This is a genomic window from Streptomyces sp. NPDC058674 (genome assembly GCF_042716505.1).
Taxonomy (GTDB): domain Bacteria; phylum Actinomycetota; class Actinomycetes; order Streptomycetales; family Streptomycetaceae; genus Streptomyces.
Genome location: NZ_JBHXSC010000018.1, coordinates 87,441 through 102,096, shown reverse-complemented (window position 1 = coordinate 102,096; position 14,656 = coordinate 87,441). Strand labels below are relative to the sequence as shown.

General features: G+C 71.6%; 10 protein-coding genes. 4 read left to right on the top strand and 6 right to left on the bottom strand.

All coding sequences use genetic code 11. The annotated features are described in order from the left end of the window. Nucleotides 1-131: 131 nt before the first annotated feature. A complete protein-coding gene (locus ACFWU6_RS12580) occupies nt 132-1,037 on the bottom strand; it encodes an LLM class flavin-dependent oxidoreductase (protein ID WP_383980777.1) in 906 nt (301 codons plus the stop codon). Nucleotides 1,038-1,184: 147 nt separating this feature from the next. Between ACFWU6_RS12580 and ACFWU6_RS12575 the strand changes: the two genes are divergently transcribed. Then, nucleotides 1,185-2,087, top strand: coding sequence for a Cof-type HAD-IIB family hydrolase (locus tag ACFWU6_RS12575; RefSeq protein WP_383800640.1), 903 nt, complete (start codon nt 1,185-1,187; stop codon nt 2,085-2,087). Between the two features lie 70 nt (nt 2,088-2,157). Here ACFWU6_RS12575 and ACFWU6_RS12570 read toward each other — a convergent pair whose 3' ends face one another. The 4 genes from ACFWU6_RS12570 to ACFWU6_RS12555 are packed head-to-tail and all read right to left on the bottom strand — an operon-like array spanning nt 2,158 to nt 10,026. Next, complete coding sequence (locus ACFWU6_RS12570; protein WP_383980775.1) at nt 2,158-3,876, bottom strand: GAF domain-containing sensor histidine kinase; 1,719 nt, start codon at nt 3,874-3,876, stop codon at nt 2,158-2,160. Between the two features lie 14 nt (nt 3,877-3,890). Continuing rightward, a complete protein-coding gene (gene cydD / locus ACFWU6_RS12565; protein WP_383980773.1) occupies nt 3,891-7,454 on the bottom strand; it encodes a thiol reductant ABC exporter subunit CydD in 3,564 nt (1,187 codons plus the stop codon). A gap of 46 nt (nt 7,455-7,500) precedes the next feature. Beyond that, nucleotides 7,501-8,502: a cytochrome d ubiquinol oxidase subunit II gene (gene cydB, locus ACFWU6_RS12560; protein ID WP_383980771.1), complete on the bottom strand. Its 1,002-nt coding sequence runs from the start codon at nt 8,500-8,502 to the stop codon at nt 7,501-7,503. Nucleotides 8,503-8,520: 18 nt separating this feature from the next. After that, complete coding sequence (locus ACFWU6_RS12555) at nt 8,521-10,026, bottom strand: cytochrome ubiquinol oxidase subunit I (protein ID WP_383980769.1); 1,506 nt, start codon at nt 10,024-10,026, stop codon at nt 8,521-8,523. 189 nt (nt 10,027-10,215) lie between these two features. On the opposite strand from ACFWU6_RS12555, the gene ACFWU6_RS12550 reads away from it, so the two are divergent. Next, complete coding sequence (locus tag ACFWU6_RS12550) at nt 10,216-10,584, top strand: cyclophilin-like fold protein (RefSeq protein WP_383980767.1); 369 nt, start codon at nt 10,216-10,218, stop codon at nt 10,582-10,584. Nucleotides 10,585-10,666: 82 nt separating this feature from the next. Here ACFWU6_RS12550 and hisC read toward each other — a convergent pair whose 3' ends face one another. After that, complete coding sequence (hisC, locus tag ACFWU6_RS12545; protein WP_383800657.1) at nt 10,667-11,746, bottom strand: histidinol-phosphate transaminase; 1,080 nt, start codon at nt 11,744-11,746, stop codon at nt 10,667-10,669. Nucleotides 11,747-12,107: 361 nt separating this feature from the next. On the opposite strand from hisC, the gene ACFWU6_RS12540 reads away from it, so the two are divergent. After that, a complete protein-coding gene (locus tag ACFWU6_RS12540) occupies nt 12,108-13,223 on the top strand; it encodes a LacI family DNA-binding transcriptional regulator (RefSeq protein WP_383800659.1) in 1,116 nt (371 codons plus the stop codon). Nucleotides 13,224-13,439: 216 nt separating this feature from the next. Then, a complete protein-coding gene (locus tag ACFWU6_RS12535; RefSeq protein WP_383980779.1) occupies nt 13,440-14,597 on the top strand; it encodes a metallophosphoesterase in 1,158 nt (385 codons plus the stop codon). Nucleotides 14,598-14,656 lie beyond the last annotated feature (59 nt).

Genomic DNA, 14,656 nt, shown 5'->3' with positions numbered 1-14,656 from the left:
GTGGGGGTGCGGCGCCCGGGGCCCCCCGCCCCCGTGCGCCCCCGCCCCCCCGGGCGGCGCGGCGGGCCCACCGGGCGGGTCTCCCCGGGGGCCCCCCCCCCCCCCCCGGGGGCGGGGCCCCGCCCCACGGGTCAGCCTTCCAGTTGGGCGAGGGCCTCGGTGGCGATCCGTTCGAAGACGGCCTCGTCGGCTGCGAAATCGGAGTCGGGGATGGGCGCGTGGACCACCAGCTCCGTGAAGCCCAGCTCCCGGTGGCGGCCCGCGAAGTCGACGAACGCGTCCACGGACTCCAGCATGGTGTTGCGATCCGGAGTGAAGCCGGTGAGCAGGATCTTCTCCACGGACCCGGTCTCGCGCCCGATCTCCGCCAAGGCCTTGCCGAGCGCGCCGACCTGCCCGCGCAGGGCATCCAGCGACTGCTCCGCGGTGCCCTCATCGAAGAGCTTCGGGTCACCCGTGGTCACCCATGCCTGGCCGTGCCGGGCGGCGAGCTTCAGGCCGCGCGGCCCGGTCGCGGCGACGGCGAAGGGCAGCCTGGGGCGCTGCACGCAGCCGGGGATGTTGCGCGCCTCCACGGCGGAGTAGAAGGCCCCTTCGTGGGTCACCGCCTCCTCGGTCAGCAGCCGGTCCAGCAGCGGTACGAACTCGGCGAAGCGGTCGGCCCGCTCCCGCGGGGTCCAGGGGTCCTGGCCCAGGGCGGTCGCGTCGAAGCCGTTGCCACCCGCACCGATCCCGAGGGTGACACGGCCCCCGGAGACGTCGTCCAGGGACATGAGGTCCTTGGCCAGGGTCACCGGGTGACGGAAGTTCGGCGAAGTGACGAGCGTGCCCAGGCGCAGCCGCTCGGTGACGGCGGCCGCCGCGGTCAGGGTGGGCACCGCGCCGAACCACGGGCCGTCGCGGAAGGTCCGCCAGGAAAGGTGGTCGTAGGTGTAGGCGGTGTGGAACCCGAGCCGTTCGGCCCGCTCCCACTGGTCACGACCGCCCTCGTGCCATCGACGTACCGGAAGGATCACCGTACTCAGACGCAGACTCATGCGTTCGAGCCTACGGGGCCGCCCGACCGGCCCGCGCGGGACCGAGGCGAAGGTTTCACGTGAAACACGATCCCGGCACCGATGTTTCACGTGAAACACGGACCGGCCCCGGAGGTCGTCCCGATCATGGTTCGCCCGCTCGGGACCATGGGCGAAGATGGAGCCGTGACCTCGGCTCCCCAGCGCCCGGAAGGGCCCACTCCCACGCCCCGGCTGATCGCCACCGACCTCGACGGCACCCTGCTGCGCGACGACAAGTCGCTCTCGGCCCGCACCGTCGACGCACTCGCCGCCGCCGAGGAGGCCGGCATCGAGGTCTTCTTCGTGACCGGGCGCCCGGCACGGTGGATGGGCGTGGTCAGCGACCACGTGCACGGCCACGGCCTCGCCATCTGCGCCAATGGCGCGGCGGTGGTCGACCTGCACGGCGGTCCGGCGTTCGTCCAGGTCCGGGCGTTGCCCCGGACCGCGGCCGGCTCCGTGGTGGAGGCCCTGCGAGCCGCCGCCCCCGGTACGTCCTTCGCGGTCGAGCTGACCACCGGCATCTCCTACGAACCGGAGTACCCGCCCTTCTTCCAGGACCCCGGCGCCACGGTCGCCACCGCGGAGAAGCTGCTGCACGAGGACACGGACGAAGGCTCCGCCCCCGTGCTCAAGCTGCTCGCGCACCACTCCGAGCTGGCTCCGGACGCGTTCCTGGCCCTGGCCCGCTCCGCCGCCGGCGCCTATGCGTCGATCACCCGGTCCAGCCCGACCTCCCTGCTGGAGATCAGCGGCCCCGGCGTCTCCAAGGCGAGCACCCTGGAGCTCTGCTGCGCCGAACGGGGCATCGCTCCCGCCGAGGTCGTCGCCTTCGGCGACATGCCGAACGATGTGGAGATGCTCGGCTGGGCGGGCACCTCGTACGCGATGGGCAATGCCCACCCGGACGTGATCGCGGCCGCGTCCGGCCGCACCACCGCCAACAACGAGGACGGGGTCGCCGTCGTGATCGAACGCATCCTGGCCGAGCGCACCGCGGCCATCGCGGCCGAGCAGCAGGGCATCTGACCCCGCCCGCCGCGACCCGGCCGGGGCGGGCGCCGGTCGCGGCCCGGCATGCCGTACGGGCGGACGATCTCTAGAGCGGGGCCTCCCACACCACGGTGGTCCCGCCGCCGTCCTCCCCGATACCGGGGCCGTACGAGCTCGCGCCGCCCAGCGACTCCGCCCGGCGGCGCAGGTTCCGCAGGCCGCTGCGACGCCCGCCCTGCGCAATCCCCACCCCGTCGTCGGCGACCTCCAGCCGCACCCCGGGCCGCCCGTCGGCGAGGATGGCGGTGGAGTCCACGACCACTTCGATCCGCGATGCCTCGGCGTGCCGGAAGGCGTTGGACAGGGCTTCGCGGAGGGCCGCGATCAGGTTCTTGCCGACCAGCTCGCCGACGACGGCGTCGATCGGGCCGAGGAAGCGGTGGGCGGGCTTGAAGCCCAGCGGCACGGCCGCCATGTTGATCTCCCGCAGCACCCGGGTGCGCAGCCCCGAGGGGGCCTCCGCCGGGCCCTGCTGCAAGGCGAAGATCGCCGTACGGATCTCCTGGATGGTCACGTCGAGCTCGTCCACCGCCTTGCCGACGCCGTCACGGACCTCGGGAACGACCGATCTGCGCTGGGCGCCCTCCAGCATCATCCCGGTGGCGAAGAGCCGCTGGATGACCAGATCGTGCAGGTCGCGCGCGATCCGGTCGCGGTCCTCGAACACGGCCAGCCGCTCCCGGTCCCGCTGCGCCTCCGCCATCATCAGGGCGAGCGCCGCCTGGGAGGCGAACTGCGTCGCAAGAGTGCGTTCGGCCTCGCTGAACGGCCGCTTGTCGCGGGCGCGCGGAGTGACCAGGGCGCCCAGCACCCGGCCGCCGCTGTGCAGGGGCAGCATCATGCACGGCCCGTACTGGTCGGCCAGCCTGCTGATCGTGCGGGGGTCGGCGGCGGCGTCGTCCACGAAGACGGCCTCGCCCCGCAGCAGCCGGCCCACCACGGGACTCTCGGCCGGGATCACCATGCCGAGCGAGGTGGCCGGGTTCTCGGCGGAGACGGCGACGATCTCCATCCCGCCGTCCGCCGCCGGCAGCATCACGATCCCGGCGGCGGAGTCGGCCAGCCGCCGGGCCTGCTCGGCCACCACCGCAAGGGCGTCGTCCGCGTCCCCGCCGGACAGCAGGGCGGTGGTGACGGCCACCGAGCCGTCGATCCAGCGCTCGCGCTGGGTGGCGGCCTCGTACAGCCGGGCGTTGCCGATGGCGATGCCCGCCTCGGTGGCCAGCACCCGGACCATGTGGACGTCGTAGTCGTTGAACTCGCCGCCGCCTTTCTTCTCGGCGAGGTACAGATTGCCGAAGATCTCCCCCTGCACGCGGATCGGGACGCCGAGGAAGGTCTTCATGGGCGGGTGGTGGGCCGGGAACCCGGCGGAGCGCGGGTCCTGGGTCAGATCGGCGAGGCGCACCGTGTCCGGGTGCGAGATCAGGGCGCCCAGCAGCCCCCGCTTCCCGTCGGGGCGGTGGCCGATCTTCCTGGCCGGCTCCGAGCCGATTCCGAAGGTGACGAAGTCCGAAAGCCCCCGGCCCTCCGGGTCGACGACCCCGATCGCCGCGTACCGGGCGCCGGCGAGCTCGGCCGCGGTCTCGCAGATGCGGTCCAGGGTGGAGTGCAGTTCGAGACCCGTGCCGACCGACCTCATGGCCTCCAACAGCTGGGGCACCCGGGCGGTGAGCTCGGTGGACAGGCCCTGCAGGCTCCTGGTGGCCCGAGTGGCGGCCTCCATCGGGTCCGGCGTTCCGTCCGATGACTCCTGCGCTGACATGCCCTTGAGAGTAGTTAGTCCCTTTTGCTGTGGAAAGTCGGCCGCGTTCCGTCCGTTTCCCATTCCCGCTCCAGCATCCGCCGCAGCGGCCCCTCGGCAGCGGCCAGCTCCGCGTAGGAACCGCGCTGCGCGACTTCTCCGTGCTCCAGTACGAGCACCTCGTCGACCGCCTCCAGACCGGCGAGCCGGTGCGTGATCAGCACCGTGGTGCGCCCCTCCGTGGCCGCCAGCAGGTCATCCGTCAGGGCGTCCGCCGTGGCCGGGTCCAGATGCTCGGCCGGCTCGTCCAGGACCAGCACGGGGAAGTCCGCGAGCAGCGCACGGGCCAGGGCCAGGCGCTGGCGCTGTCCGCCGGAGATGCGCTCCCCGTGCTCGCCGACGAGGGTGTCCAGGCCGTCCGGCAGGCCGTCGGCCCACTCCAGCAGCCGGGCCGCCGCCAGCGCGTCCCGCAGTTCCGCCTCGTTCGCCCCGGTCCGGGCCAGTCGCAGGTTCTCCCGTACCGAGCTGTCGAAGATGTGGGCGTCCTGGGCGCACAGCCCCACGCGCGCCCGTACGTCGTCGCCGTCGAGGGTGCGCGCGTCCGTCCCGCCCAGGGTGTACGTGCCCTCGTGCGGGTCCAGGAACCGCAGCAGGACCTGCGCCAGGGTGGTCTTGCCGGAGCCCGAGGGGCCGACCACGGCGATCCGGCGCCCCGCTTCCAGAGTCAGGTCCAGCCCGTGCAGTGCCTCCCTCTCCTGGCCGGGGTGGCGGGCGGCCAGCCCCGTCAGCCGCAGCGGGAAGGGGGAGGCCGGGGCCCCGGCCGGATGCGCCGGCTCGACGACCGGAGCCGGCGCGTCGATGACCTCGTAGACCCGCTCGGCGCTGCGGCGGACCCGTTGGCGGTACTGGACGGCCAGCGGAAGCCCGTTGACCGCCTCGAAGGCGGCGAGGGGGGTCAGCACGGCGACGGCCATGGCCACCCCGGACAGCCGCCCGTCGTGCACCGCGTTCGCGGCGACGGCCGCGGCGGCCACCACGGTGAGCCCGCAGACCAGTGCGGAAAGGCCGCTGCCCAGACCGGTGGCGGCGGCGCCCCGGGCGGCGATGCGCGTGAGCACGCCGTCGCTCTCCCGGGTCCGGCCCTTGCGGTCCTCCAGGGCGCCGGCCACGGTCAGCTCCGCGGTACCGGTGAGGAGGTCGGCCACCCGGGTGGCGAGCTCGCCCCGGGCGGGCGCGAGCCGGCGTTCGGCGCGGCGGGCGGTCGCCCCGCTGACCAGGGGCACGCCGAGGCCGGCGGCGAGCAGTCCCGCCGCGAGCACCGCCCCCGCCTCGGGCAGCAGCCAGGAGGTGAAGGCCACCGAGCCGGTCCCGACCAGCACCGCGGTGCCGACCGGCAGCAGCCAGCGAAGCCAGTGGTCCTGCAGGGCGTCGGCGTCGGCCACCAGCCGCGCCAGCAGGTCGCCGCGCCGGTGCTCGCGCAGTCCTGCGGGGGCGATGCGCTCGAGCCGCCGGTACACCGACACCCTCAGGTCGGCGAGCATCCGCAGCACGGCGTCGTGGGAGACCAGCCGCTCGGCGTACCGGAAGACGGCCCGTCCCATGCCGAAGGCCCTGGTGGCGGTGACCGCGACCATCAGGTAGAGCACGGGGGGCTGTTCGGAGGCGCGCGAGATCAGCCAGCCGGAGACGGCCATCAGACCGACGCTGCTGCCGACGGCCAGCGCCCCGAGCAGCAGGCCCAGCCGGAACCGGCCCTGCCAGGCCTTGGCCACCGCACGCACCCGGCGCAGCGGATCGGTCCCGCCCGCGTCCGCCCCGCCGGCCCTCCCCGTCTTCTCGGACGCGGGGCCGAGGATCCACTCCCCGGCGTCCGGAGTGGATCCGCGCGGTTCGGCGGCGGGCCGGGTCCCGCTGGCGGCGGGCCGGGGGAGGAGCCCGGCCGGGCGGTCCTGCGCCGCCAGCGGGACCACCCGGTCCGCGACGGCGAGCAGGGCCGGCCGGTGCACGACCAGGAGCACGGTGCGCCCGACGGAGAGCCGCCGCACGGCGTCCACGACCCCGGCCTCCGTCTCCCCGTCCAGCGCGGCCGTCGGCTCGTCCAGCAGCAGTACGGGGCGGTCCGCCAGGAACGCCCGCGCCAGGGCGAGGCGCTGACGCTGGCCGGCGGAGAGCCCTGTGCCGCCCTCGCCCAGGGCTGTCTCCATGCCGCGGGGCAGCTCGGCGACGAACTCCCAGGCTCCGGCGTCCTGCAAGGCCTGGACCACGTCGGCGTCGGACGCCCCGCTGCGGGCCAGCCGTACGTTCTCGGCGATCGTCGCGGCGAACAGGTGCGGCCGCTGGGGCACCCAGGCGATCCGCTCGCGCCACTGGTCGGGCGCGAGCAGCGCGAGGTCCACGCCGCCGATGCGGACCCGCCCCGCCGTCGGTGCCGTGAATCCCAGCAGCACCTGGAGCAGCGTGGACTTCCCGGCCCCGCTGGGGCCGGTGAGGGCGACGCACTCCCCCGGCTCGACGGCCAGCGAAACCGGCCCCGGCGAATCCCCGCCGCGCCCCTCGTACCGGACGGCGACCCCGTCGAACTCGATCCGCAGAGGGGTGCCCGCCGGCAGCACCACCCGGCCGCCCGGGTTCGCGACGGGGGTTTCCAGTACCTCGAAGATCTGCTCGGCGGCCGCCAGACCCTCCGCGGCCGCGTGGTACTGCGCGCCCACCTGTCGCAGCGGCAGGTAGGCCTCCGGCGCCAGGATCAGGATGACCAGCCCGGTGTAGAGGTCGAGTTCGCCGTGGACCAGCCGCATGCCGATGGTCACGGCCACCAGCGCCACCGACAGGGTCGCCAGCAGTTCCAGGGCGAAGGAGGACAGGAAGGCGATACGCAGGGTCCGCATCGTCGCGCGCCGGTAATCGTCGGTGATCGCGCGGATCGACTCGGCCTGCGCCTTGGCACGCCCGAAGACCTTCAGGGTGGGCAGCCCGGCCACCACGTCGAGGAAGTGCCCCGACAACCGGGACAGCATCCGCCACTGGCGGTCCATCCGGGACTGGGTGGCCATGCCGATGAGGACCATGAACAGCGGGATCAGGGGGAGCGTGACCACGATGATCGCCGCCGACACCCAGTCCTCGGTGGCGATCCGCGCGAGCACGGCCACCGGTACGACGACCGCCAGCCCCAGCTGGGGCAGGTAGCGCGAGAAGTAGTCGTCGAGGGCGTCCACCCCCCGGGTGGCCAATGCCACCAGCGAACCGGTCCGCTGCCCGTCCAGCCAGCCGGGTCCCAGGTCCGCGGCCCGCTCCAGCAGCCGGCCGCGCAGCTCGGACTTGACCGCCGCGCCCGCCCGGTGCGCGGCCAGCTCCGTCAGCCAGGCGATCAGCCCCCGCCCCAGCGCCACGGCGGCGAGGAGCAGCAGGGGGGTCCGGAGGGCTTCGCCGTCCAGCCCCTCCTCGAAGGCGCCGACCACGATCTCGGCGATCAGCATCGCCTGACCGACGACCAGCCCCGCCCCGGCGAGGCCCAGGGCCACCACCGCCCCGAGGAAGAGGCGGGTGGAACGGGCGTACCGGAGCAGGCGCGGGTCGATCGGTTTCACGTGAAACATCCCCAGGGGCAGGGTCAGTCAGGCAGGAGGGCGGGATCGAGCGGGTTCAGTGCGCGTCGACGATGTGCTGCGTGCCGATCCGCTTGCGGAACACCCAGTACGTCCAGCCCTGGTAGAGCAGGACGAGCGGAGTGGCCACTCCCGCGCACCAGGTCATGATCTTCAGGGTGTACGGGCTGGACGAGGCATTGGTGACCGTGAGGCTCCAGGCGTCGTTCAGCGAAGACGGCATGACGTTCGGGAAGAGCGTCAGGAAGAGCATGGCGACCGCGGCGGCGATGGTGATCCCCGACAGGGCGAACGACCACCCCTCCCGGCCCGCGAGGTTGAAGCCTAGGGCGCCGACCAGGGCCGCCACCGCGACCACCATCGCCACCAGGCTCTTGCCGTCGCCGCGCGAGGCCTGGGTCCAGACGAGGAAGACCAGCGCCAGCACGGCGGTCACCACACCGAGCCGGGCCGCCAGCCGCCGGGAGCGGTCCCGGATGTCGCCGACCGTCTTGAGCGAGGTGAACACCGCGCCGTGGAAGGTGAAGAGGGTGAGGGCGACCAGTCCGCCGAGGATCGCGTACACGTTGAGCAGGTCGAGGAAGGTCCCGACGTACTCCTTGTTCGCGTCGATCTTCACGCCGCGCACGATGTTGGCGAACGCGACGCCCCACAGGAAGGCGGGAATCAGCGAGGTCCAGAAGATCGCGTGTTCCCAGTTGGTCTGCCATGCGTCCTCGGGCCGCTTGTGGCGGTACTCGAAGGCGACACCGCGGATGATCAGGCAGATCAGGATGAGCAGCAGCGGCAGGTAGAAGCCGGAGAAGAGGGTGGCGTACCACTCGGGGAAGGCGGCGAAGGTCGCTCCGCCCGCGGTGAGCAGCCAGACCTCGTTGCCGTCCCACACCGGCCCGATCGTGTTGATCAGGACCCGCTTCTCCGTGCGGTCGCGGGCGAGCAGCTTGGTCAGGACGCCGACTCCGAAGTCGAAGCCCTCCAGGAAGAAGTAGCCGATCCACAGGACGGCGATGAGCACGAACCAGACGTCGTGGAGTTGCATGGTGTGGTCTCCCCAGCCTCAGTACGAGAAGGCCATCGGCCGGTCGGGGTTCTTGTCGTCCCCGCCGATCTTGGTGGGCGGGTTGAGGTCGGCCTCGGTGAGCTCGGGAGGACCGGCCTTGACGTACTTGACCAGCAGCTTGACCTCGATGACCGCGAGCACGGCGTACAGGAGCGTGAAGCCGATCATCGAGGTGAGGACCTCACCCTGGGAGACGTTCGGGGAAACGGCGTCCCTGGTGCGCAGGACTCCGTAGACCACCCAGGGCTGGCGGCCCATCTCGGTGAAGATCCAGCCCCAGGAGTTGGCAATGAGCGGGAAGCCCATCGTCCAGAGCGCAATGACCCAGTACACGTTCGTGAGCCTGGGGCTCAGCGCCTTCCGGAAGAGGACCAGGTGCGGGACCTCCTCCTCACCGGTGCGCAGCCCCGGGGGCAGCATGAACCTCTTGCGGGTCAGCCACAGCCCCAGGGATCCGACGGCCAGGGAGGCCATGCCGAAGCCGATCATCCAGCGGAAGCCCCAGTAGGCGACGGGGATGTTGGGCCGGTAGTCGCCGGGTCCGAACTGCTCCTGCGCGGCCTTGTTGACGTCGTTGATGCCGGGGACGAAGGAGGTGAAGTCGTCGTTGGCCAGGAACGACAGCAGGCCGGGGATCTCGATGGCGACCTTGTTGTGGCCCTTGTCGACATCGCCGTACGCGAAGACGGAGAACGGCGCGGGCGCCTCGCCGTCCCACAGGGCCTCGGCCGCGGCCATCTTCATCGGCTGCTGCTTGTACATGACCTTGCCGAGCAGGTCACCGCTGACGGCGGTGCCCATACCGGCGATGATCATGACGACCAGGCCCAGCCGCAGCGAGCTGCGCATCACGGGGATGTGCCTCTTGCGCGCCAGGTGGAAGGCGGCGATGCCGGTCATGAAGGCGCCGCCGACGAGGAACGCGGCCGTGATCGTGTGGAAGAACTGCGTGAGGGCGGTGTTCTGGGTGAGCACGAGCCAGAAGTCGGTGAGCTCCGCCCGGCCCCGCTCCTCGTTGATGCGGTACCCGACCGGGTGCTGCATCCAGGAATTGGCCGCCAGGATGAAGTAGGCGGACAGGATGGTGCCGATCGACACCATCCAGATGCAGGCGAGGTGGATCTTCTTCGGCAGCTTGTCCCAGCCGAAGATCCACAGACCGATGAAGGTCGACTCGAAGAAGAAGGCGATCAGCGCCTCGAAGGCCAGCGGGGCCCCGAAGACGTCACCGACGAACCGCGAGTAGTCGGACCAGTTCATGCCGAACTGGAACTCCTGGACGATGCCGGTGACGACACCCATCGCGATATTGATCAGGAAGAGCTTGCCCCAGAACTTCGTGGCTCTGAGGTACTTCTCGTTCTCGGATCGCACCCATGCGGTCTGCAGGCCGGCCGTGAGGGCGGCGAGCGAGATCGTCAGGGGCACGAAGAGGAAGTGATAGACGGTGGTGATACCGAACTGCCATCGCGCCAAGGTCTCCGGCGCCAAAGCTAGGTCCACGTCGTCGTCTCCTTCGGACCGTGGGGGACAGCGGCAGTTTTGCCTGGTGTGCCCCACTCATCTAGGGAGGAAGTAGGACACGCTTGTGAACGCGTTCACATTCACAAGCATTATGTCGTACTGGCTTCCGGATCTTCCACGGGGGGGTACCTCTAGCCAATTTCTTCAACAGATTGTTGAATGCGGCTCATGCAGATACGAATCTCCTGGCCGGCGGGCCAGCTGACCGCGACCCTGTACGACACCCCGACCGCCAAGGCGCTGGCCGAGGCGCTTCCGATCTCCGCCTCCGCCAACACCTGGGGCGAGGAGGTCTACTTCGACACCGGCGTCTCCACGGCCCTGGAGCCCGACGCCCGCCAGGTCGTCGAGCCCGGCACGGTGGCGTTCTGGACCGAGGGCGACGCCCTCGCGCTCCCCTACGGCCCCACGCCCATCTCACGCGCAGGCGAGAGCCGCCTGGCGAGCCCGTGCAACGTGCTCGGCTCGTTCGACGGCGACCCCCGCCTCCTCTCCACCGTCCGCGACGGCGATCCCGTCCGCGTGGAACGGGCCTGAGGGACGTCCCGCCGGCGCCCGGCCGGCCCGGGCCCCCGGACCCGCCCGCCACTGCCCCTGCGCGCCCGCGGACGGGCCAGGCCTACAGCTCCTTGATGAACGCCCCTGCCGTGTGCAGGAAGAGGTCGTTCGCCTCGGTCTCACCGATCGTGACCCGCAGGCCCTCACCCGCAAAGGGCCGGACCACCACACCGGCCTTCTCGCAGGCCGCCGCGAACTCGGCGGTCCGCTCCCCCAGCCGCATCCACACGAAGTTCGCCTGCGTGTCCGGCACCGCCCAGCCCTGCGCCAGCAGCGTCTCGTGCACCCGGTTCCGCTCGCACACCAGCGCCCCCACGCGGCCCATCAGCTCGTCCTCGGCGCGCAGCGAAGCCACCGCCGCGTCCTGGGCGAGCTGGCTGACGCCGAAGGGGACCGCCGTCTTGCGCAGCGCCGCGGCCACCGGCTCGTGCGCCACGGCGAAGCCGACGCGCAGACCGGCCAACCCGTACGCCTTGGAGAACGTGCGCAGCACGGCGACGTTCGGGCGGTCGCGGTACAGCTCGATGCCGTCCGGGACGTCCGTGTCACGCACGAATTCGCGGTAGGCCTCGTCCAGCACCACCAGGACGTCCGACGGGACCCGGTCCAGGAACCGCTCCAGCTCGGCGCGGCGCACCGCCGTGCCCGTCGGGTTGTTCGGGTTGCAGACGAAGATCAGCCGGGTCCGGTCGGTGATCGCGGCCGCCATCGCGTCGAGGTCGTGCACGTCCCCCTCGGTCAGCGGGACCTTCACGGAGGTCGCGCCCGAGATCTGCGTGATGATCGGGTACGCCTCGAAGGAGCGCCAGGCGTACATGACCTCGTCCCCCGGGCCCGCCGTCGACTGGATCAGGGACTGGGCCACTCCCACCGACCCGGTGCCGGTGGCGACGTGCTCGACCGGCACCCCGAAGCGCTCGGCGATCTCGTTCACGAGCCCGGTGCAGGCCATGTCGGGGTAGCGGTTGAAGCTCCCGGCCGCCGCGACGGTGCTCTCCAGCACGCCCGGCAGCGGCGGGTACGGGTTCTCGTTCGACGACAGCTTGTACGCGACGTGCCCGCCGGCCGCGGCCGGCCTGCCGGGCTTGTACACCGGAATGCCGTCCAGCTCGGCGCGCAGCTTCGGGCTCTTCTCGCTCACCGCAGGTCCTCCTCGACCGTCCCGTACGACGTCGCCGCCGACTCAATACTGCTCACCTTATGAGGATTCCGCGCTCCCGAGAATGGGGGCGCCTGGATTGCGGGGGAGCGCGCGCATATATGCGCGCGCCGGTGGCCTGCGCCGTGGCGCGCATCCCTCGTGCAGGTGAGTTGAGACCGGCGCGAGGCCACCCCGTTTTGGCATGCCCGGTCCTACCGACAAGCGTACTGATCGCTTGGAGTACTCAAATGTCTTGATTTCCAAGGTCATTGGGGGTGGCGAACCATGCAGAATCGTGCCTGTCAACGCGTGCATATGCACCCGGACCGCCCACCCCACCGAGCCCTACTATCGGCTCGCCATGACAGCAGCAGGGAAGCATCAGGTGAGCCGGACCGAGACCACCCGGCGGGCCGCCGGCCGACAGGGCCGGGCCGGCATCAGGGACGTGGCCGCCGCGGCGGGCGTCTCCATCACGACCGTCTCCGACGCGCTCAATGGCAAGGGGCGGCTGCCGGACGCCACCCGCCGCCACGTTCGCGAGGTCGCCGACCGTCTGGGCTACCGCCCGTCCGCCGCCGCCCGCACCCTCCGTACCGGAAAGTCGGGCCTGATCGGCCTGACCGTGACCACGTACGGGGATGAACCTTTCACCTTCACCGAATTCGCCTACTTCGCAGAGATGGCCAGGGCCGCGACATCGGCCGCCCTGGCCCGCGGCTACGCCCTCGTCATCCTCCCCGCCACCTCCCGACACGACGTGTGGTCCAACGTCGCCCTCGACGGCACCGTCGTCGTCGATCCCTCGGACCACGATCCCGTCGTCAGCGAGCTGGTCCGCCAAGGCCTGCCGGTGGTCTCCGACGGCCGGCCGGCCGGAACCCTCCCCGTCACCGCGTGGGTCGACAACGACCACGAGGCGGCCGTGCTCAACCTCCTCGACCACCTCGCCGACGCGGGCGCCCGCCGCATCGGGCTCCTGACCGGCACCACCACCGACACCTACACCCGGCTCTCCACCACCGCCTACCTGAACTGGTGCGAGCGCGTCGGCCAAGACCCCGTGTACGAGTCCTACCCCGCCCACGACCCGTGTGCGGGTGCCGTCGCCGCCGACCGGCTCCTCGCCCGCCCCGACCGGCCCGACGCCGTCTACGGGCTCTTCGACCCCAACGGAACCGACCTGCTCGCCGCCGCCCGCCGCTACGGCCTGCGCGTCCCCGAGGACCTGCTGCTCGTGTGCTGCAGCGAGTCCACCGTGTACGCCAACACCGAACCGCCGATCACCACCCTCTCCCTCAAACCGCGCCGTATCGGCACCGCCGTCGTGCAGTTGCTGATCGACGCGATCGAGGGGGTCGACACCGGCCGCCCCGTCGAACAGGTCGTCCCGACCGAACTCATCATCCGTACCTCGTCGCAGCGCAGGCAGCCCCGCACCACCGTCAGCCCGCCCCGCTCGCCGGCGCAGGACTGACAGCCACACCACTCCACCGACGCGACCACAGACCCCTCCGAATATTTCAGCACCACCGATTTCGGGAGAAAAGGGCAGGAAGGATCGGCTCCGCAAAGGATTCACCACCCCTGGTGCGTCACAGAGCGCGAGCCGCATTCCTATGATGGGCGCACGACATCACGGACCCTCCTCTCCGGAGGTCAGAAGGGTCCGCAGGTGTACGGCAGCGCGACGGTGGTGGAGGGGTCGATGACTCAGGGGGCCGGTCAGGGACCCGCAATGCGGACGGACACGCTGCGGGACTTCCGGGTTCCGGTCGTCGAGCCCGTTCCGTACCCCGCGTCCCAGGGGTTCGCGGGCGAAGCACCCGTGTACGGCGAGTACCCGGCGTACTACGGCGGGAGTGCGGTGCCCGTGCGCACGATGAGCACGGAATCCGAGGACGAGGACCCCGAGGGCTACACCCCCACACAGCGGGACCTGCCCGTCATCGGGCGCGGCGCGATCGGCGGGCCGGGCGACACCGTCCAGGTCCAGTACGTCCCGCAGGAAACCGCCCCCGGGGGCCCCGGGCCGCTCTACGTGGTCGGCGACGTGCACGGCTACCTGGACGAGCTCGTCACCGAACTCCACGCCCAGGGCCTGATCGACACGGAGTGCCGCTGGTCCGCCGGCAATGCCCGGCTCTGGTTCCTCGGCGACTTCACCGACCGCGGCCCCGACGGCATCGGAGTCATCGACCTGGTCATGCGGCTCTCCGCGGAGGCCGCCGCCGCCGGCGGCTACTGCAAGGCCCTCATGGGCAATCACGAGCTGCTGCTCATCGGTGCCAAGCGGTTCGGCGACACGCCCGTCGCCTCCGGCGCCGGCACCGCCACCTTCCAGGCCGCCTGGCTCCTGAACGGCGGCCAGCGCACCGACATGGAGCGGCTCCAGGACGTCCACCTGCAGTGGATGTCGCGCCTGGACGCCGCCGTGCTGGAGGAGGACCACCTGCTGCTGCATTCGGACACCACCGCCTACCTGGACTACGGCGACTCCGTCGAGGACGTCAACGACACCATCCACGAGCTGCTCAACCGCAACGACGCCGACGTCACCTGGGACCTCTTCCGCAAGTTCACCAAGCGGTTCGCCTTCCGCGACGAGGACACCGGCCCCCAGGCCGTGCGCGAACTCCTGGGCACCTACGGCGGCAGTCGCGTCGTGCACGGCCACAGCCCCATCCCCTACCTGCTCGGCGAAGTGGGCACGGAGGACGGCGACGCGGCCCACGGACCCGAGGCGGTGGACGGCCCGCACGTGTACGCGGAAGGGCTCGCCATCGCCATGGACGGCGGGGTGACGATGGCCGGCAAACTGCTGGTCGTACAACTTCCTTTGAACGACTGACGCTTCTCCCAGCGGGGTATTTCCGGAAAGCCCCTGTCAACCGGTGGCGTGGGCGCTCT

Coding starts and splice junctions, on each gene's coding strand:
- ACFWU6_RS12580 (WP_383980777.1), bottom strand. CDS start 1,037: ATGAGTCTGCGTCTGAGTACGGTGATCCTTCCGGTACGTCGATGGCAC.
- ACFWU6_RS12575 (WP_383800640.1), top strand. CDS start 1,185: ATGGGCGAAGATGGAGCCGTGACCTCGGCTCCCCAGCGCCCGGAAGGG.
- ACFWU6_RS12570 (WP_383980775.1), bottom strand. CDS start 3,876: ATGTCAGCGCAGGAGTCATCGGACGGAACGCCGGACCCGATGGAGGCC.
- cydD (WP_383980773.1), bottom strand. CDS start 7,454: ATGTTTCACGTGAAACCGATCGACCCGCGCCTGCTCCGGTACGCCCGT.
- cydB (WP_383980771.1), bottom strand. CDS start 8,502: ATGCAACTCCACGACGTCTGGTTCGTGCTCATCGCCGTCCTGTGGATC.
- ACFWU6_RS12550 (WP_383980767.1), top strand. CDS start 10,216: ATGCAGATACGAATCTCCTGGCCGGCGGGCCAGCTGACCGCGACCCTG.
- ACFWU6_RS12540 (WP_383800659.1), top strand. CDS start 12,108: ATGACAGCAGCAGGGAAGCATCAGGTGAGCCGGACCGAGACCACCCGG.